At 54.2% G+C, this 19,707-nt stretch carries 16 protein-coding genes; 11 read left to right on the top strand and 5 right to left on the bottom strand.

What is annotated here, in order from left to right; all coding sequences use genetic code 11:
• A complete protein-coding gene (locus PKY88_04500; protein ID HOQ04453.1) occupies window positions 1-2,763 on the bottom strand; it encodes a hypothetical protein in 2,763 nt (920 codons plus the stop codon).
• Complete coding sequence (locus tag PKY88_04505; protein HOQ04454.1) at window positions 2,751-3,935, bottom strand: pyridoxal phosphate-dependent aminotransferase; 1,185 nt, start codon at window positions 3,933-3,935, stop codon at window positions 2,751-2,753. Before PKY88_04505 ends, PKY88_04500 begins: the two co-directional genes overlap by 13 nt.
• Before the next feature lie 202 nt (window positions 3,936-4,137).
• Here PKY88_04505 and PKY88_04510 point away from each other — a divergent pair, with 202 nt between their 5' ends.
• The 5 genes from PKY88_04510 to PKY88_04530 are packed head-to-tail and all read left to right on the top strand — an operon-like array spanning window position 4,138 to window position 8,057.
• Window positions 4,138-4,539: an Rrf2 family transcriptional regulator gene (locus tag PKY88_04510; protein HOQ04455.1), complete on the top strand. Its 402-nt coding sequence runs from the start codon at window positions 4,138-4,140 to the stop codon at window positions 4,537-4,539.
• Between the two features lie 14 nt (window positions 4,540-4,553).
• On the top strand, window positions 4,554-5,513 hold the full coding sequence (locus PKY88_04515) for a PstS family phosphate ABC transporter substrate-binding protein (GenBank protein HOQ04456.1): 960 nt from the start codon (window positions 4,554-4,556) through the stop codon (window positions 5,511-5,513).
• 9 nt (window positions 5,514-5,522) lie between these two features.
• Entirely contained in the window at window positions 5,523-6,428 is a 906-nt protein-coding gene (gene pstC / locus PKY88_04520; GenBank protein ID HOQ04457.1) for a phosphate ABC transporter permease subunit PstC, read from the top strand.
• Between the two features lie 11 nt (window positions 6,429-6,439).
• On the top strand, window positions 6,440-7,291 hold the full coding sequence (gene pstA / locus PKY88_04525; GenBank protein ID HOQ04458.1) for a phosphate ABC transporter permease PstA: 852 nt from the start codon (window positions 6,440-6,442) through the stop codon (window positions 7,289-7,291).
• 7 nt (window positions 7,292-7,298) lie between these two features.
• On the top strand, window positions 7,299-8,057 hold the full coding sequence (locus tag PKY88_04530; protein HOQ04459.1) for a phosphate ABC transporter ATP-binding protein: 759 nt from the start codon (window positions 7,299-7,301) through the stop codon (window positions 8,055-8,057).
• Here the strand turns inward: PKY88_04530 and PKY88_04535 are convergent, their stop codons facing one another.
• The gene (locus tag PKY88_04535; protein ID HOQ04460.1) at window positions 8,058-8,738 is read right to left on the bottom strand and encodes a hypothetical protein; all 681 of its coding nucleotides are present in this window, start codon (window positions 8,736-8,738) and stop codon (window positions 8,058-8,060) included.
• Window positions 8,739-9,401: 663 nt separating this feature from the next.
• Between PKY88_04535 and PKY88_04540 the strand changes: the two genes are divergently transcribed.
• Window positions 9,402-10,046 (top strand): 3D domain-containing protein, encoded by a 645-nt coding sequence (locus tag PKY88_04540; protein HOQ04461.1) that lies wholly within the window; start codon window positions 9,402-9,404, stop codon window positions 10,044-10,046.
• Window positions 10,047-10,280: 234 nt separating this feature from the next.
• Here PKY88_04540 and putP read toward each other — a convergent pair whose 3' ends face one another.
• Window positions 10,281-11,735, bottom strand: coding sequence for a sodium/proline symporter PutP (gene putP / locus PKY88_04545; GenBank protein HOQ04462.1), 1,455 nt, complete (start codon window positions 11,733-11,735; stop codon window positions 10,281-10,283).
• Window positions 11,736-11,827: 92 nt separating this feature from the next.
• Here putP and PKY88_04550 point away from each other — a divergent pair, with 92 nt between their 5' ends.
• Complete coding sequence (locus tag PKY88_04550) at window positions 11,828-12,301, top strand: N-acetyltransferase (protein HOQ04463.1); 474 nt, start codon at window positions 11,828-11,830, stop codon at window positions 12,299-12,301.
• Here PKY88_04550 and PKY88_04555 read toward each other — a convergent pair.
• Complete coding sequence (locus PKY88_04555) at window positions 12,298-13,278, bottom strand: ABC transporter permease subunit (protein HOQ04464.1); 981 nt, start codon at window positions 13,276-13,278, stop codon at window positions 12,298-12,300. The genes PKY88_04550 and PKY88_04555 overlap by 4 nt on opposite strands.
• A 163-nt stretch (window positions 13,279-13,441) precedes the next feature.
• Between PKY88_04555 and PKY88_04560 the strand changes: the two genes are divergently transcribed.
• From PKY88_04560 to PKY88_04575, 4 genes are read left to right on the top strand one after another with little or no spacing between them, the layout of a single operon-like run.
• Window positions 13,442-15,502, top strand: coding sequence for an SPFH domain-containing protein (locus PKY88_04560; GenBank protein ID HOQ04465.1), 2,061 nt, complete (start codon window positions 13,442-13,444; stop codon window positions 15,500-15,502).
• 10 nt (window positions 15,503-15,512) lie between these two features.
• Entirely contained in the window at window positions 15,513-16,409 is an 897-nt protein-coding gene (locus tag PKY88_04565; protein ID HOQ04466.1) for a protease modulator HflC, read from the top strand.
• 20 nt (window positions 16,410-16,429) lie between these two features.
• Window positions 16,430-17,686, top strand: coding sequence for a protease modulator HflK (locus PKY88_04570; protein HOQ04467.1), 1,257 nt, complete (start codon window positions 16,430-16,432; stop codon window positions 17,684-17,686).
• Between the two features lie 18 nt (window positions 17,687-17,704).
• Window positions 17,705-19,696, top strand: a complete 1,992-nt coding sequence (locus PKY88_04575; protein HOQ04468.1) for a cation-translocating P-type ATPase — start codon at window positions 17,705-17,707, stop codon at window positions 19,694-19,696.
• The last annotated feature ends 11 nt before the right edge of the window (window positions 19,697-19,707 follow it).

Raw genomic sequence — 19,707 nt, forward strand, 5'->3', positions numbered from 1 at the left:
TTACCAGACTGCCTGTCTCATCAATCGGTCTGCTTCCAGTCGAAATTCCTGCTGGAATTGACGGTAACGGTTTCGTTGTTCCGGTTCTGATTTGGCCAGATAATCCGCAGCGAAGCCGGCGACGGTCAGGAGTTCTGCGGAGCCGGACTGGTTTTTCAGTTCATCTCGACGGCGGCAGATGTCTTCAAAGAAGTCTTTGATGATTTGTCTGCCCTGCTCCCGGAACGGCGGCCACTGCATTGCATTTTGAAGCACCATATAGGAAGAGGCACAAGGACGCATCCGAAAGGCCTGTGCGGCGTGTTCAGTCATTTGCGTCAGGAAAGAGGCGTTTTGGGTCTCTAAAATCAGCATCGCGGTACTTAAGTGTCTGGATAGCTCGTCGGGGAAGAAGGCCTTTTGGGCCAGAATGGCTTCGGCCAGCTCTTTGCCCTGAGGGGTTTGGAGGTCGGCCACGAGCTGTTGGCATGTGTCCAGGTAAACGATTTTCCAGTCGGGGGAACGAAGGATCGCCTGCATAAAAACAGTCGAGGCCTGATGGGTCGGCATGGAGATAATCCAGACGTTGTTTTTCCGCAATTCGCGGCTGATCCATTCGCCGATGGAGGCGTAGTTGAGCTTTTGACCGCCGCTTTTGACGGCTTCCGGACCGCCGGAAAAAATGAGCTGCCAATATTCGTATTTGTCGTGGTTGTAAGCCGCCTGAGCCCGGCCGTCCATAAAAAGCTGCAGGGGGATGCGGCCGGTTTTCTCATCAGGGTTTTGGCCGAACGCCAGGGCGCCGCCTTCGGTCCAGTAATTAAACATTCGTCCCTGAAGGTGATTGCCGTTGATGAAATCGCAGACTTCAAAGGGCTTGACGTTGGACGCCGTCATCCGCATAAACAGGGAGTTGCGGACAGGGTCATTGGGCCAGGGGTCGAGGTAAATTCGCTTATACAGAAGCCCCCAATAGAGCATCAGTCCAATCAGAATGAAGGTGAGGGCCGCCCATCCTGCCGTCTGGATTTTCGGCTGTTTCAAAACGGTCCAAAGATTTTTCTCTTTGGAAAGTGCGCCGATTTTTCGTCCGATTTGAGAGAGCAAATGGGCGACGAAGGGGCAGACGCCCGAACCAGCTACGGCAATAAAACGGCGGGACTGGACGGCCATATACAGGGTCAGTGCCGCCAATGTCCAGAGTGCCAGGTCAATCTTGAGGATTTCGACCGGTTCCGGCATTCGGGAGGATTTGGATTGGGTTTTTGAGACACTGGGTTGGCGAGGGCGGAAGAAATACACGGCCAGCCAGATTAGGAAGACAATTGCTGTCAGGATACAGAGAACGGCAAAGGCCTCTTCCTCGCCGACCGGATTGGGGGTGGTGCGGGTCTTGTCCAGCCAGTCGAAGGCCGGACGCCATTCGTTGACCTGCCGCCAGGATTCGGCGTGTTTGCTGATGCTGATTTCGAAGGTGTGGGTAAGGTTGGTCAAGCGGAACGGGTTCAGCAGCAGCATGGCAAGAAAGGAAACAGCAGCCGCTGCGGCGGTTTCTGCAATTTGTGCGGCAGGAAGGAGAACCAAAAGGTTCTTCTTCCAAGCGGTCAGCCAGACAAACAGGATGCCGGTTAGGAAGACAAAACCATATCGCCCTTGAGAGGACTGGATGAAAAAGCGAAAACGTTCGTGGTAAGCGGGGGCGATTCGGTCGTACGGAATCTGAATCTGCATTCGCAGAAACAGGATAAAAAAGACCGCCAGCGTACCGATGGTGAAAAACAGGTAAAAGGCCCCTTTAAAGGAAGGAGGCAGAAAAAGTGTTCCTATTCCAAGGAGGGACAGAATAAACAGAAAGACGACATACCCATTCCGGAAAAAGGAGGGTGTCTGCGGAGTCAGACGATTGACACCGGCGATGAGGGCGTAGTCCTCATGCGTCAGAAACTGGTGGCTGAGCAGGTAAAGAACCCACCAGAGGCCGATTAGTCCGAGTGCAAAGCTCCATTTTTTCGGCAGGGCTCCCAGCAGGTGGATTCCGAGGAACGGTACGAGCATGACAGAGACGTAAATATACCCGCCGTGGACGTTGGCCCAGAAGACCACCAAAGGAACCAGCAGCCAGATGAAATGGATATTGCGATAGACGGAGAGGGCAAGAATGAGGAAGAAGACGGGGGTTAGGAAGTTTGAAAATCCTGCCGGTCGAATATCGAAAAAGGTTCGTCCGACGACCAAACCGAAACAGGCGGCCAAAAGAGACAGGGCAGGGCCGACGCCTAAAACCCGGCTTACGCCGTAAACGGCAAAGGCCGTCAGGATGTACAGAGCGAATTTCCAGTACACCAGCCGGTTGTATTCATATGTGTCGGGGGGAGCGGAAAAGGTCACCAATTTATAAAAAAGCAGGTGGGTGAGCCAGTTTTGGTTAATCCATCCGGTTGGGTGCCATTTTTGGATGGTTTCGAGAGAAAAGGGTTTGCAGAGGATTTGAGCCCAGCGCGGCCATTTTTGGATGTCTTCCGCCGTCGGGCCTGCCGGATGGGAATTGAAACTGAAGGGTTCGACGGTATCGACACCGTGTTCGGCAAAGTGTCTTCCGCAAGCCAGTGCGACCCAGGTATCGCCTGCGGCCACCATATGGGTAGCGCTGTAGATGCCGAACACCGCCAGCCCAACCAGCACAACGGCGGTTATCCAGAAACGCATCCAGAGGGGCTGTGCAGTTTGATCAAGTTGTTCTGACTCTATCGATAGAATGGGACGGATTTCCTTTATGAAAGCCATTCCCGAATCCGGTCAATTCCTTTTTCAATCTGTTCCAGTGAACAGGCAAAGCTGAGCCGTATATTTTTCGGCGCTCCAAAGGGCCCTCCCGGAACGACGGCAACCAATTTTTGCTCAAGAAGCGCCTTGGCGAAGTCCATACTGTCTTTGATAAGCATTCCGCCGATGGTACGACCGTAATGAGCCGAGACGTCCGGGAAGCAATAGAAGGCCCCCTGAGCCGGTACGCAGTGCACACCGGGGATTGCATTGAGCCGTTCGGTCATCAGTTTTCCCCGTTTTTCAAACTCCTGCCGCATTTTCTCGACGACTCCTGAGGTATCTTTGAGGGCGGCAACGGCGGCATATTGCGTAAAGGTGACGGCGTTGGAGGTCATATGGTCCTGCAGACGCGACATGGCCTTGATGACATCCAGCGGTCCTGCCGTATAGCCCAGACGCCAGCCGGTCATCGAGAAGGATTTGCTTAACCCGTTGATGGTCAGAGTTCGATTGTAGGCGTCCTGACTGAGCGAAGCGAAGCTGACAAATCGCATATTTCCATAGACCAAACGTTCATAAATCTCATCGGACAGGACGATTACATTTGTTCCCTCGAGGACTTTGGCAAGGGCCTTCAGTTCGTCCGGTGTATAGCAAAATCCGCCGGGATTGTTCGGAGAGTTAAGGACCAGCATCGCTGTTTTGGGGGTAATGGCGGATTTCAGCTGGGAGGGGGTGATTTTGTATTCGGTTTTGGCGGTGGTTTCGAGGATGACGGGTTTGGCGCCGGCCAGCTGAATCGCTTCCGGATAGGTGACCCAATATGGGGCCGGCAGGAGCACTTCATCGCCGGGGTCTAAAACGGCCTGCATAGCCATATAGACGGAATGTTTAGCGCCGAGATTGACTATAATCTGCTCCGGTGTGTACTGTAAGTTGTTTTCTTTCAGCAGTTTGTCTGCGATTGCCTTGCGCAGCTCCATAATGCCTGCGGCAGGGGTGTATTTGGTTTGTCCTTTTTTGAGGGATTCGACAGCCGCATCTTTAATGAATTGTGGGGTATCAAAGTCCGGTTCTCCTGCACCGAAACTGAGGACATCCAGACCTTGGGCTTTCATTTCTTTGGCTCGCGATGTGACGGCAAGAGTGGCCGAAGGTGCGACCGCTTTTGCTCTCGAGGAGATTTTCATTGTATTTTTCCTTTCCTAAAAAAGTAGTCGTAACCAAACAGGAGCTATTAAAACGGTAAAGAGGAACAAGGTCAAGAAAAACCAATATGACACTCAGATTGATGAATCTTCAGAAAATGCTTGACAAATGCGGCTTAATTGTCTATCTTGTCTATAGACTTGAAAGACAAGATAGAACATTCCGGACAATGAAGATATAATAATGAGACTAACCACGAAAAGTGAATATACGATATTAGCGCTGATTTACCTGGCTCGGCAGCCGGAAGGGGCTTTTGTAAAGATAGAGGAGATCTGTCGGCATTTTGAGATTCCCAAAAAGTACTTGGAGTTTCTTTTTATGACGCTGCGGCAGAATCGGTATCTTCAGACGCGTCGGGGCACAAACGGAGGGTATCGACTGATGCGGCCGGCCAAAGAAATTACGATTGCGGAGATTGTACGGCTGATGGACGGGCCGCTGGCTCCGACGGAATCGGTCAGCAAGTATTTCTTTGCCAATACGCCGCTGAGCAAGGAGCCCAAAATGCTGGCGGTCTGCAAGGAAATTCGGGATTTCATCGCGGAGCGTCTGGAGCGTTTAACGTTAGCGGATTTGGCTTGATAAGGAGACGGAGTATGAAACGAATTGTGTTAGGACTGTGTTTGGCGGGGGTGTTTGTTTCCTCGGGCTGCGGGAAAAGAACGGGGGACTCTTCGGAAGGGGAATTGAACGGGACCATCTCGATTTCCGGGGCGTGGGCCCTGTATCCGATGGCGGTGCGGTGGGCGGAGGAGTTTCGCAAGATTCACCCGGGCGTGCGGATTGATATTTCTGCAGGAGGGGCCGGCAAAGGGATGGCGGATTGTCTGTCGGGAGCGGCGGATTTGGGGATGCTCTCGAGGGAGATTCACAATTCTGAGCTGGAGAAGGGGGCCTGGCCGCTGGCGGTAGTAAAAGATGCCGTCGTGGCCGTGGCCAATCGGAATCATCCGGCCGCACAGACGCTTTTGAGCCGGGGATTGACGCGGCAGGAATGCATCGATTTGTGGATAACCGGGCGATTGAAAACATGGGGGCAGCTGTCCGGATTTTCGCTGAACGAACCGATTCATGTGTACACCCGTTCCGATGCCTGCGGGGCGGCGGAGACCTGGGCGAAGTATTTGGGAAAAAATCAGGAGGATTTGCAGGGAATCGGGGTCTTTGGGGACCCGGGACTTGCGGAGGCTGTGCGAAAAGACCCGCTGGGGATTGGGTACAACAATGTTAATTATGCCTATGATGCGGCCGCGAAGAAACCGATGGACGGGCTGATGATTGTGCCGCTGGATTTGAACGAAAACGGCCGGATTGACCCGGAGGAATCGTTCTACGGCGACCGTGATGAAATAACCGGTGCGATTGGCCAGGGACGGTATCCTTCGCCGCCGGCCCGTTTGCTGTATCTGGTTTCGAAGGGCAGGCCCGCCCGGCCGGAAGTGCTGGCTTTTCTGGAATGGATTCTTCGGGATGGGCAGGCGTTTGCGGACGAGGCCGGATATGTGCCGCTTTCGAAAGAGGCGGCGATGAAGGAACTGGAAAAGCTCACCCGATGAGGCCGGTGAATGGGGCTGCCGAATCGGACAAAACGCTCACTGCTGTATGACAGGACCGCCGCCGGCCTGATGGGGGTCTTGGCCCGGCTTTCCGGTCTGCTTGTGGTTGTGATTGCGGCGGGCCTTTTTTGGAAGTCTGTGCCGATTTTAAAGAATCGGTCTTTTTCATCGCTTCTGTTTTCGTCCGAATGGTATCCTTTGCGCGGGCAGTTTGGGTTTCTGCCGTTTATTATGGGGTCTTTGTGGGTGACGGGGACGGCGATGATTCTGGCGGTCCCGCTGTGTCTTTTGACGGCGATTTATCTGGCGGAGTATGCCCCGCGAGCCGTTCGCGAAGGGGTGCGTCCGCTGATAGACCTGCTGGCGGGGATTCCTTCGGTGGTGTATGGAGTCTGGGGGGTACTGGTTGTGGTGCCGTGGGTCAAGCGTGCCGCCGGCTGGTTTGGGTATTCAACGAGCGGGTACTGCGTGCTGTCGGCGGGAATTGTGCTGGCGGTGATGATTTTTCCGGTGATTATTCATATGACGGTGGAGATTTTGCGGGCGGTGCCGCAGGAGATTCGGGAGGCGTCGCTTTCGCTGGGGGCGACCCAGTGGCAGACGATTAAGAAGGTCGTTCTGCGGAAGGCCTTCGGCGGGGTGCTGGCGGCGATTGTTCTGGGGCTTTCGCGTGCGTTCGGGGAAACGATGGCGGTGCTGATGGTGGCGGGAAATGCGGTGCGTTCGCCGACGGGGTTTCTCGATGCGGCCTATCCGCTGCCGGCGCTGATTGCCAACAATTACGGCGAGATGATGTCGATTCCGCTGTATGATTCGGCGATGATGCTGGCGTGTCTGATTCTGCTGGGGATTGTTCTGGTGTTTAACGTGCTGGCCAAACTGGTGCTGATGCGGATTCAAAAAGAAATTCAGTAGCGAGGCGGAGTATGGACAGACGGCGGGTGGAAGAGGCGGTCATGAAGGGGCTGATGAAGGCGGCGACGCTTTTGATTGTGGGCGTGCTGGGGCTGATTATGCTGACGATTCTTGTGCGGGGAATTCGGGCGATGAGCTGGTCAATGCTCACACAAACCCCCAAAGGAGGATTTTATCTGGGCAGGGAGGGGGGCATTTTGAATGCGATTGTGGGGTCTTTTTATATCGCCGGCGGGGCGACGGGGCTGGCCTTTGCAGCGGCGGTGCCCGTGGTGCTTTATCTGAATGTGTTCTGCCGGCGCGGAAGCCGCACGGCGGCGGTGATTCGTTTTCTGCTGGATGTGCTCTGGGGAGTGCCTTCAATTGTGTTTGGGGCGTTCGGGTTTCTTCTGATGCTGGCCGTCGGACTGCGGGCTTCTCTGCTGGGGGGGATTCTCACCGTCTCGCTGTTTGTGCTTCCAATCCTGTGCCGGGCAATGGACGAGGTGGTTCGGATGATTCCTTCCGATTTGCTGGAGTCATCTTATGCACTGGGAGCGACGCGTCTGCAGACGGCCGTCCGGGTGGTGCTTCGGCAGGCCTCGGCGGGGATTTTGACGGCGGTTCTGATTGCCTTCGGGCGGGGGATCGGCGATGCGGCGTCAGTGCTGTTTACGGCCGGCTACAGCGACCAGATTCCTCAGTCGCTGACGCGTCCGGCGGCGACGCTGCCGCTGGCGATTTTTTTCCAGCTGGGCACGCCGTTTCCGCAGGTTCAGGACCGGGCGTATGCGGCGGCGCTGATTTTGACGATTGTTGTGCTGACGACCAGCCTTCTTTCGCGTCGGCTGGGACGCCGGCTGACACGACATATGATTCCGTGAGGTCAAAATGAATCAGCCCCATATCCGCGTGGAAAATCTGAATGTGTATTACGGGTCGGACCATTCGCTTTGGGATGTTTCCATCGAACTGCCGGGCCGGCAGATTATTGCCGTCATCGGGCCGTCCGGCTGCGGCAAGACGACCTTCCTGAAATCGCTGAACCGAATGGTGGAGCTGGCGGAAGGGGCGCGGGTGACCGGGCGGGTGCTGGTGGACGGCGAAGATATTTACAGCCCGACGGCAGAGGTGACGGCGATTCGGAAAAAGATGGGGCTGCTTTCGCAAACCCCTCGGCCTTTGCCGATGTCGATTTATGAGAATGTGGCGTACGGCCCGCGGATTCACGGTCTGAATGACCGCCGGAAACTGGATGAGATTGTGGAGTTTCGTCTGCGGCAGGTGGGGCTCTGGGAGGAGGTCAAAGACCGGCTCGGTCAGCCGGCGTCGCGGATTTCGATTGGGCAGCAGCAGCGGCTGTGTCTGGCTCGGGGGCTGGCGGTGGAGCCGGAGATTATACTGGCGGATGAGCCGACGTCGGCGCTGGACCCGATGTCCAGCCGGCGGATTGAGGAGTGTTTTCTGGAATTGAAGAAGGATTATACGATTGTGATTGTCACGCATATTCTCCGTCAGGCCCGTCGGCTGGCGGATTATGCCGCGTTTTTTTACTGCGGGCGGCTGGTGGAGCACGGCCCGGCGGCTCGGATGTTTGAGAATCCCGCCCAGCGGGAAACCATCGAGTATGTGAAAGGAATTATCAGTTAATCAGGGATTGCAGGTTTTGCAGGGCCTGCGTCCGGAGGCGGCCTCGTCCCGTGTGCGGAAGAGAATTCGCTGTTCTTCGGTAATGCGGGCGGCGTGGGGACAGCCGACCCGATGAAAGATTCGGCTGCCTTTGGAAGCGATATAGCCCTGCGAGGGTTGAGGGCTTGTTTTAATCGGAGAGGAAACCGGAGCAATCGGCTGAAGGACCATCGAGGGGGCTGCGGGAGTTTCCGGCGCTGGGCCGGCTGTCTTCTCAGCAGCAGGGGCTTTCAGGATGCGTTCGACCAGTCCCTGCTGAACGAGAAAGTCACCGACATCCCGGCCGTTGATTTCCAAATCCGCAATCAGACAAAACGATTGTCCCCGCTGAATATTTTTGAGCAGGATAACCTGGTTGGGGTCCCGGGGCTGTTTGCACAGAAGGGTTTGAAGATAGGTCTGGACTTTGGCATCGGCCTGCGTGCCGCCGGGCTGAAGACCCCGGATATACACAGGCATTTGTTCTCCCACGACAGGCGGATAATTTCGAATGTTGCAAAGCAGATGAAAATCCGGAAAAACTTCAAGCACCTGAGCAATCTCGGCCTGACCGTAGTTGACAGCGGTTGCAGTTGAAAGATTTGATGAAGCTTTTTGAACGGCAGGGGTGGTCAGGAAAAACCACAGAAAATAGAAAATCATGGTCGAGGCCCTTTCTCTCTCCAAATGCAAACAGTAATTTTCCATCCGAGAGAAATTATAACGAGCTTTCCGGCAGGGGCAAAAGATTTCACAAGGTTTCTGTAATATTCTGCAGAAAAAATGATGGGGAGGAAAGGAAGGAAATTTTTTTGCAGAAGTCTCTGGAAAATCGAAGTTTATCGGATGTTCATTTTTTTTAGAGGCCCTTCAGCAAGAGGTGGCGGCGGGAAAAACGATTGCTCTCGTTGCGTGTGTTTTGTAAAGTAAGTTTTGAGGTTTTGAGTCGCGGGCATGGATGCCTGCGGCTCCCTTGTCCGGCCTGAGGCAGAAGGAAAAGCCGCTAAAAAACACGCCGAGAAAACGGACGTTAAAATAGGCAAAGTTTTCTCCCAAAAACGGTATTCAGGACTCTGTTTTGATTTTATTATCGGACGGAAGGAGTATTTTTTGCCTTGACTTAAAGGGTTATACTCCGTATATTTAGCCGTAACATCTATTTGACTTCTCAATTTGAACTCCATTTGGAAATCGAAAGTATTTCTGCCACGGAAGGCCTTTTCAGACAAGGCGAGGGATAGAAGGCAAGGTGAATTTTTTTGAGGTTTCAGCCGAGCGGTTCGGCGGGAAAGCCTCAAAGTTGGTTCGTTTGGAAAGGTCCAAAGATTGGCAAAGTGGGAGAAATCTTCTTGCTACAGCCGTCCGACTCACGGCGGGTATGAAGCGGCGCTGCTGTCCAGTCTTCTGATGGCGGTGCTGCTGGGGGTGTGTGTTCATCATTATAATCTTCAGGGACGAAAGGTTGTTTCGCTGTACAGTGCCTGGTCTCCGGTACAGCCGGATGGTTCTGTTCAGGAGTTTGCCGATGAACAGGTTCTGCCGGCCGTTCCTTCGGATAAAGAACTCCTTGCGATGCTGCGAAGCGTCGGGCAGGGTTTGGCGGAGAGGTCCTTTGCTTCTGCTTCCGCCGAAGCCCCTGTTGTCCCCCAGCAGCGTAAAGAGGAATGGCGTGTAGTACGGATGAAGGTGACGGCCTATTGTCCGTGTCGAAAATGCTGCGGCAGACATGCGGACGGGATTACGGCCTGCAATCACCGGATTCGACCGGGGGATGTTTTTGTGGCAGCCGACAAGCGGTATTCATTTGGAACGGAGATGATTATCCCCGGATACAACGGCAATAAACCCGTTGAAGTCAAAGACCGCGGTCGGTTGATTAAGGGGAACCGTCTGGACATCTTCTTCGCCTCGCATGAGCGGGCGAAGAAATGGGGTACTAGGACGCTGGATGTGTTGGTGAAGGTCGAATAGAACCTCTTTTTTTGGGTTTTTCGCCCCGTACTCACGGGGCTTTTTTGTTTCTTTAGACAGAATTTCCTTGACAAACGAGGACAGATTTTTTATTGTATAAGTGTTGCCTGTGCAAAGATGACGGTTTAACGCCTATGCACCATCCGCGGTAAGGTGCATTTACCGGCACAAGGCATCAGGGAGCGCGGCCCACAACCAGTTCGAGAAATGCGCCGTCCTCCCTGTTTTTTTTTCTTATTGTCCCGTCTGCCGAACCTGCCGAATAGCTGTTTCAAAATTCTGTAAAATCGCCGCATCTGTCTGAGGAAAAAGGGAATTGATTGTCATCAGCACGGCAGTGTTGGCGGCAAATCCGGGGGCCAGTTCGTAGAGCCAATGACTAAGTCCCAGTTGTTTCCAGAGAATCAGCGTAAGGGTCCCTGCGAGCATTCCGGCCAATGCGGAGTACCAGGTTGTTTTGCGGGAAAAAAGGGCCGCCAAAAGGACCGGTCCGAATGCTGCTCCCAGCCCGCCCCAGGCATACGCCACAATTTTCAGGATGGTATCCCTTGGATTCAGGGCCAGCAGAAGAGCTGTTGCAGAGATTCCGAGCACGCCCAGTCGGCTTACCAGGATGGCGGTTTTTTCCGAGGCGCCGGTCTGAATTGTTTTGCGGTAAAGGTCTTCCGTTAAGGCGGAGGCGGATACGAGAAGCTGAGAATCGATGGTGGACATAATGGCTGACAGGATAGCGGAAAGCATAATTCCTGTAAGCCATGGAGAGCAGATCGTCCGGATTAGGTAAATGAAGATTTTTTCTTCTTCTCCTCCGGAAAGACCGGGGAACATGGGGGCACCAATCTGTCCGATTGCGAGGGCACCGGCCAGCGCCGCAGCCGCCCAAAGGGAGCCGATGAAGGCGGATTGGTGAAGATGCCGCAGGGACTTGACGGCCATAAAGCGTGCGAGGATGTGGGGCTGGCCGAAATATCCGAGGCCCCACGACAATGCGGAGAGGACGGAGAAAAAAAACAGGCCGCTCGATTTTTCTTCCGGAACGCAGCGAAACAGAGCCGTCCAGTCAATCGTGTCGGTTTTCCAGACAGCCATAAGAGGGACAACAACGACGGCAAAAATCATCAGGGCTCCCTGCAGGAGGTCCGTCCAGCAGACGGCCTTGAACCCCCCCAGAAAGGTATAGAGGATAATAATTGAACCGCCGAGAAGGACCGACACAGGATAAGAAATGGAAAAGGTGGATTCGAAGAGTTTACTGGTTGCTACCAGTCCGGAGGCCGCATACAGCGTGAAAAAGAGCAGAATAATTGCGGCGGATACAAGTCGAAGTAAGCCGGAGGGATCGACGAATCTTTGCTCGAGAAAAGAGGGCAAAGTGAGAGCGTTGGTCTGTTGGGTAAAGATTCGCAGGCGAGGGGCGAGCAGATACCAGTTTAAGACAGTGCCGGCAAGAAGTCCTGCGGCAATCCAGGCCTCCTGAAGGCCTCCCAGATAGACCGCTCCCGGCAGCCCCATCAGAAGCCAGCCGCTCATGTCGGATGCCTGAGCGGAAAAGGCGGTTACCCAAGCCCCCATGGCTCGTCCGCCGAGCCAATATTCCTCCGCGGCTGCGGAACGCTTGTAAAAAAACAATCCGACAGCCAGCAGGACAATGAAATACGCTGCAAATGTAAAAACAACCGCCGGTTCCATTTCGTACCCTCATTATAGCAGGAAACAAGTGGAAAACCACTCTTTCAGGAACGCTCTTGCCTGTTTGTTTATGGGGGAGTATAGTAGCCGCTATGCAAATACGAAATGCACGAGTTCAGGATGTTCCGGCGATTCATGCCTTAATCAGCTGCTATGCAGAGCTGGACCGGATGCTGTTTCGTTCGTTGGCGGATATTTATGAAAATCTCCAGGTTTTTCAGGTGGCTGAAGCGAACGGAACGGTTGTGGGCTGCTGCGCGCTGAAGGTAATCTGGTCGAATCTGGCTGAGATTCAGTCTTTGGCGGTTGATAAGGGGTATTTTGGGAAGGGAATCGGGCGGGCCCTTGTCAATCGATGTCTCGAAGAAGCCCGTCGGCTGGGAATAACGCAGGTCTTTACGCTGACGATGGAACCGGTTTTCTTTGAGAAAGTGGGCTTTCGCCGTGTAGATAAAAAGACGCTGCCGATGAAAGTTTGGAGCGATTGCGCCCGCTGTCCGAAACAGGATCATTGTGACGAAACAGCGATGATAATTGATTTGGGTGAGCCGAAGAAGGTGTCTTAATATTGTCTGTTTTGTCCGACCTGCCTATTTTGAAACAGGGCGATTGCGATAAAAAGGATGGCGGAAATATATAAGACGGCATAATAAAGTCCCATCAAAAGGTAATCTGCGGGGACTTGTTTGTTTTCATAAATGGCATCGCTGACCCAAAAGACTTGGAAATTGGGGACAAGGATATATCCAATTTTGGCCCAAAGAAACTTGTCCGCGAGCCGCCCAAAAAGCCAGTCTGTGATTAAGCCCAACAAAAACACGCCGACACAGCTTAATAAAGTCAGGATGATGTTCAGCCGTGTGGAAAACAGAACGGCTAAGGCAACAGTGATTAACACAGCAAACAGCAGCAGAATCGATGCATTGATGTCAAAGAGGTGAAAACCGTTTTGGGAAGGGTTTACTTTCCAATTTCGGTCTACAAAAGCCAGAAACAAGAGGCCCGCTGAACCGAGGATGGTTCCGAGGACTACGGCGGTTGAGGGAAAATGCCATTCATAAAAGTAGTTGAGTAAGGCACTTATAAAGACAGTCAGGAGCAAAACAACCGCAGCGGCCGTAATGACGACCCAGTCCGGTTCATCGGAGGCCCGTTCGAGTACTCCGTGACGAATTGCCATAAGCATTGCTATAGAAAGGAAATAGTGTGCCAGGGCGGCCGCAAAAGCAAGGCCGGCGAATTTCCCAATTAAAAAAAGCGGGCGGGGAATCGGCTTTGAAAGCACGGTGGTGATGGTCCCGGTTTCGATTTCTTCCGTAACGGCTCCGCCGGCGGAGAAAACGGAAATGAACAAACCGGCCAGGAAGAGCGTAGAAAAAGCCAATTCTCGCAGGAGTTTGACGTCTTCATCCAGCGTGTACATGCTGATGGCCGGTGCCAGAAGGAGCAAAAGAAGGGCACAGATAATAATGATGATGTAAATCGGCTGACGAAGGGTTTCAAACGTCGTATTTTTGGCTATTGTAAACAGTTTTCCTAACACAGGCGGACCTTGATTATGAGTATTGGTTCACTTTTTCTACCTTTTTACCGAAAACCCTTTTTTTGTAAACCCTCCTGTTGCGTAATCGGGTAAATTTACTATATATACATATTACATCAGATATTGTTCAAGAACGAGCTTTTAGTTTTTAGGAATCAGGATTATGGCAGATTCGTCTCAGAGAGCGTTTTATGTGTCCTTATTTGGACTGATTCTGAGTCTGATTTTCTTTGTGTCTGTGCTTGTATTGGGGGCGATTCTATCGAGTCCTACTTTATATATTCTCTCCTGGCAGGTTTTAGGGAGTTTTCTGATTTGGCTGGTTCTGCTGATTCAGTTTTATCATCGGCACCGGGCTGAACAGGAGAAACTGGACCTGGCGGAACTGAAAAGGGCTCGTGAAAAACAAACCATTTTTGAGGGTTCGGAAGGCCGGCTGGACCTTTTTGCCGCGGCCCAGAAGCGTCTGGAATGGGTCGAAAAATGGCTGCTGCCCATTTGGGGGGTTCTCGTTGCAATCGGACAGATTGTAATGGGGTTTTTGTTGATTCGATTCGTTTCCGGACCTGCAAAAGAGTATACGCTTCGCTCGCCGCTTTTGGGGGCGGCGATTCTGGTTTTGCTGTCGTTTTTCAGTTTTTTAATCAGCCGATATGCTACGGGTCTGAGTGCTACGCTGATTTGGCGTCCGCTTCGGGCGAGCGGAAGCAGTCTGCTGATGACGTCCATTCTTGGTTTTGCAGCGGCCGTTTCGCTGGCCTTTGCCCAGTACAAGTACCAGTTGGGCCTGCTTGTTCTCAATTGGTTTGTTCCGATTCTGCTGATTGTGCTGGGCTGTGAAACCATCATTACCGCTATTTTTGATTTATACCGTCCGCGGCTGGCGGGCCAATACAGCCGGGCGTGTTTTGACAGTCGGCTGCTGGGGTTAATCAATGAACCCGGCGGAATCCTTCATACGGTAGCCAGTACACTGGATTATCAGTTTGGATTTAAGGTTTCTCAGACCTGGTTTTATAAGCTGCTTGAAAAAGCGATTGTGCCTCTTCTTTTGTTTCTTTTGCTGGCGATTTATCTGTTCAGCTGTGTGGTGATTGTAGGGCCGGGGGAGGGGGCGGTGATTGAACATTTCGGTTCGGCCGATCCCGAAGACGGCGGGCGTCAGGTTGGTCCGGGCTGGTCGTGGAAATGGCCCTGGCCGTTCGAGCGGGCCTATGTTTATCCGATGGAGAGGATTCGCGTGCTGCATGTGGGGTATGTTCCGACTCCGGAGGATATTGCCAAGCCGTTTTTGTGGGGTCAGAAACATTATAAGGAGGAGTTCAAACTGCTGGTAGCGGTGGAAACCCGCCGACAAGCCGGCCGCGGGGAGAAAGGGGCGGCTCCCGTCAGTTATATTATTGTCGATGTGCCGGTTCATTACAAAATTCGGGACCTGCATCAATATTTGTATAACCATCAGGATGCGGAGGTTCTGCTGGAGGCGTTATGTTATCGGGAACTGGCCCGGTTTGCGGCCAGCGCTAAGATTGAGCCGGATGAGGACCTGAGTCAGTCCGACCGCCAGAAAAGTCTGCTGGGGGCCGGGCAGGAAAACGCCTGCCGGATTCTTCATCAGCGGATGCAGGAAGCGGCGGATGCGGCAAAATTGGGGGTGGAGATTGTGTTTGTCGGGATGGTAGGCGTTCATCCGCCGCCTGAAGTGGCTCCCAACTACCAGGAAGTTGTTGCGGCGGTTCAGAAGCAGCAGGCGACGATTCTTACGGCTCAGGCCGAGCACAACAAAACGCTGACGGAATTAGCCGGCTCGATTGAGAAGGCCGATGCACTGTACGGACTGGTTCGGCAGCTTTCCAAGGCGAATCAGGCGTCTGATTCGGCACAGGCCGAACAGCTGGTTGAACAGATGGAAGCGATGGTTCACCAAGCGCAGGGGAAGCTGTTTTCGACGCTGCGGCAGGCGGAGGCCTATGCGTTTGAGCGGGTGGCAAGGGCCAAAGGGGAAGGGCTTCGTTTTGCCGGTCAGGTGAAGGCCAATCAGGCCGGCGGGGAACTCTTTCAGCGGTTCCGCCGTCTGCAGATTCTGGAAGAGTCGCTGCCTTCCATTCGGAAGTATGTTGTGGTTGCCGGTCCGGAGGATCAGGAGATTTATATTTTGAACCTGGAGGACAAGATGGCGACCGGCCTGTATGAGATGAATCTGGATTCTGTTTTGAAGAAATAGGGAATCATCTATGAAGAATGTATGGGGTATTGTGTTTCTGCTGGTGATTCTGACGGTCCTTGGGTTTGTGGCGTTTACGTTCCAGGTTCGTCAGACGGAAAGTGCTCTGGTGACGTGTTTCGGCAATCCGGTGCGTTCGATTACGGAGCCGGGTTTGTATTTTCGCTGGCCGGTTCCGATTCATCGGGTGCATCGGTTTGATTCGCGCAGCCGGCTGCTGGAGGTTCAGATGCAGGAGACGGCTACGGCCGGCGGAGAGCCGATTATCATTGTCAGCTATCTGATTTGGCGGATTGGAGACCCGCTTCGGTTTCTGACAAGCGTACAGGATATTGCCGGAGCCGAAGAGAAGCTGCGTGTGCAGCTGCAGAATGCGGCCAATACGGTTGTGGGCAAGCATGAGTTCAGTGATTTTGTGAACACAGACCCGGCAAAGCTTCGTTTTGAAGAGATTGAGCAAGAGATTACGGCGGCCCTGCAGCAGCAGGCGGCGGCCAACTACGGGGTGGATGTGCGTCTGGCGGGCATCAAGCGTCTGATGGTTCCGGAAAAGGTGACGCAGGATGTGTTTGAACGGATGAAGGCGGACCGGAAGGTCAAAACGGATACGATTGTGGCGGCGGGCAATGCGGAAGCCGACCGGATTCGCAGTGATGCAGAAGCCAAGCAGAAAGAGCTGCTGGCGGTGGCGGAGAGTCGAGCACAGGCGATTCGCGGAGCGGGGGATGCGGAGGCGGCCCGGTATTATAAGGAACTGGAAGCCGATCCGGAGCTGGCGATGTTCCTTCGTGATCTGGAGTCGCTCAAGAAGATTCTCAAAGAACGGACCACGCTGGTGCTTGGGACGGATGTGGAACCGTTCTCGCTGCTGAAAAAGCGGCCGAGTCTGGAACCCAAACAACCCTGACCGGAGGGCGTCAAATCGATATGAACGAACCTATACCTAACAACAGCGGACAGCAGATTCCGGCGGAGCCGGAATCGCTCCAGCCCGGGCAGAAATCACTGGCGGATGCGCTGCGGCTGAGTTTTCTGATTCTGAAACTCATCATGGCCGCGGTTGTGATTTTGTTTTTGGCCAGCGGCTTTTTCAGTGTGGAGCCCAATGAACAGGCCCTTGTGCTGATTTTCGGCAAAGTTCAGGGGCAGGGGGAAGAACGCATCAAGCAGCCGGGATATCATTGGACGTTTCCGGAGCCCATCAGCGAAATTATTCGGATACCTGTTAAAGAGATTCGCAGTCTGCCGATCGATTCGTTCTGGTATTTTGAGACCGAGCAGGAAAAACTGGCCGGCGGAAAGAAAGCGGCTTACGGAGGGCTCAATCCCACTCAGGACGGATATTGTTTGACCCGCAACGAGCCGATTACGCAGCTGAAGGGCTCGGATTACAACATTGTGCATTCCAAGTGGACGGTGACGTATTCCATCGGGTCTCCGGTGCGTTTTTTTGAGAATGTGTATATTCCCAATCGAAAGCCGGGCGAATCCTTTATGGAGGTGGCTGCCAGAACGGTCAATCCGCTGATTGAGAGTCTGACCTCGGATGCGGTGGTTTCCACGATGGTACGCTACAGTCTGGACGAGGCGCTGACCAGTTCAACGGGGATTTCGGAGCGGGTTCGGCGGGTTTTGCAGGATAAGCTGGATGCGATTGAGAGCGGAATTCAGGTTGATGATGTGCGGATCAATCGGACGAACTGGCCGCTTCAGGTGGATGATGCGTTTCAGGCATCCAGCCAGGCGATTAATAAGAGTGAACAGGCGATTGTGGATGCCCGCGCGTACAAGGAAAAGCTTCTGACGGATACGGCCGGCCCTCGGGCGGAGGAGCTGCTGGCCAAACTTCGGGATGAAACACTGACGGATGACCAGATGGAGGAACTGATTCATCAGATGGGCGGACGCGTCCAGGGGATTTTGGCGGAGGCGTGGGCGTATCGGACCCGCGTAGAACAGGATGCCAAAGCGGCGGCGGACTATCTGAAGAGTCTGCTGCCGGAATACCGCAAGCGTCCGGCCCTGGTGCTGCAGAAACTCTATCAGGATGCGGTTGAGGAAATCCTTCAGAAGGTGGATGAGACAATGTTTGTGCCGCCCTCCGGCGACAAAGGGCGGGAAATTCGTGTGATGATTAATCGGGACCTTGCTCGGCCTAAAGAAGGACAGGCAGAAAAGAAATAGTCTTTTACAGAGGTGGACATGGCACATCAGCACCTTGGAATTAAATGTCAGGAAATGGGCTGCTCTCACGAGGGGCATTCCCATACCCATGAAGGGTTGGTTGCTTCGGCAGGTCAGCAGACGCGGGTCAGTCTGGCGGTTTTGGGGACGCTTACCGGCGGCGTGCTGCTGCTGAGCGGCTCGCTGGCTCAGGTTCGCTGGCTGTACGGGCCGGGAGATTTGAGTCAATTGGTGGCCCTGATTGGGGCGGTGCTGCTGGGGCTGCCGGTGATTGTTCATGCTGTGCGGGGTCTGCTGGAAGGCCATACGCATATGGATGAGCTGGTGGCGCTGGCGATTCTGGCGGCGCTGGCCGCCGGACAGTATTTCGAAGCGGGTGTGGTGGCCTTTATTATGCTGCTGGCGGAGCTGATGGAGACCCGGACGGCCCTGGGGGCACGGGCGGCGATTGAATCGCTGATTAAACTGACCCCGACAACGGCTGTTCTGCTCAATCCGGACGGGACGGAGACGGAGGTAAACGTCAGTCAGCTCAAGCCCGGGAATTTGATTCGGGTCCGTCCGGGCGACAACATTCCGGCGGACGGTGTGATTCGGCAGGGGTTAAGTTCGGTCAATGAGGCCACGATTACCGGCGAATCGCTGCCGGTGGATAAGGTCATCGGGATGCAGGTGTTTGCCGGCACGACGAACCTGACGGGTATGCTGGATATCGAGGTGACCAAGGCCGGACAGGATACCACGCTGGGCAAGGTGCAGCAGCTGATTATGGCGGCGGAAAAGACGCAGCTGCCCATTATGCGGCTGATTGACCGGTATGTGAAATGGTATCTGCCGACGATTCTGATGATCAGCGGAATTGTTTACTTTTTCACGAAGGATTTTGAAAAGACGATTTCGATTCTGGTGATTTCCTGTCCGTGTCCGATTATTATGGCGACGCCGACGGCGATGGTGGCGGCGCTGTCGGCGGCGGCCCGTCTGGGAGTGCTGATTAAGAATGTATCGCTTCTGGAAATCGCCGGCAAGATTACGGCGGTTGTGTTCGACAAGACCGGGACCCTGACGACAGGGCAGCTGTATGTGACCAAGCTGGAGCCGGCAGCGGATGTGGAGCCGGAGAGACTGCTGTCGCTGGCGGCGTCCGCCGAGGAAATGAGCAAACACCCGGCGGCCCGTGCGGTGCTGAATCTGGCCAGGGAGGCCAATGTGAGTTTTGTGCGGGCGACGGAGTTTCAGGAGACGCCGGGCAAAGGCGTGACGGCCCGGGTAAACGGTTCGCTGGTGCGGGTGGGACGCGACACATTCCTGACGGAAAACGGGATTGATATTCATACGGTGGCTGACCCGGCCCTTCATGAGGAGCAGGGCTTCAGCACGCTGTATGTTTCCTGCGACAATCGGTGCATCGGTTGGATCGGGCTTCAGGACAAGACGCGTCCGGAGGCCCGGCAGGCAGTGGAGGAGCTGTTTGCGGCGAAGATTCGCCGGGTAACGATGCTGACGGGCGACCGCCGGGATGTGGCCAATCGCGTCAGTGCGGAGCTGGGCTGTACGGATTACAAGGCCCAGTGCCTGCCGCAGGACAAGCTGGCGGTGGTGGAGTCGATTCGCAAGGAAGGTCATATTGTGGCGGTGGTCGGGGATGGAATCAATGACGCCCCGGCGCTGGCGGCGGGGGATTTGGGGATTGCGATGGGGGCGGCCGGCAGCGATGTGGCCATCAACTCGGCTTCGATTGCCCTGATGAGCGATGACCTTCGGCGTCTGCCGTTTTTGGTGCATTTGTCGCGGAAAACGCGGGCGGTCATCCACCAAAATCTGCTGTTCGGCATCATTTTTATCCTGCTGGGGATGATGGGGATTATGGTCGGCTGGGTGAAGCTGATTCTGGCGGCGTTTCTGCATTTGGTCGGGGCGCTGGTGGTTATCTTCAACAGTGCCCGTCTGGTGCGGTACGGAGAACATCTGGAGCCGCACGGACCGGCGGCGGAAAACCCCGAAGCATAAACAAAATTTTT

The sequence above is a fragment of the Anaerohalosphaeraceae bacterium genome, assembly GCA_035378985.1.
Lineage (GTDB): Bacteria > Planctomycetota > Phycisphaerae > Sedimentisphaerales > Anaerohalosphaeraceae > JAHDQI01.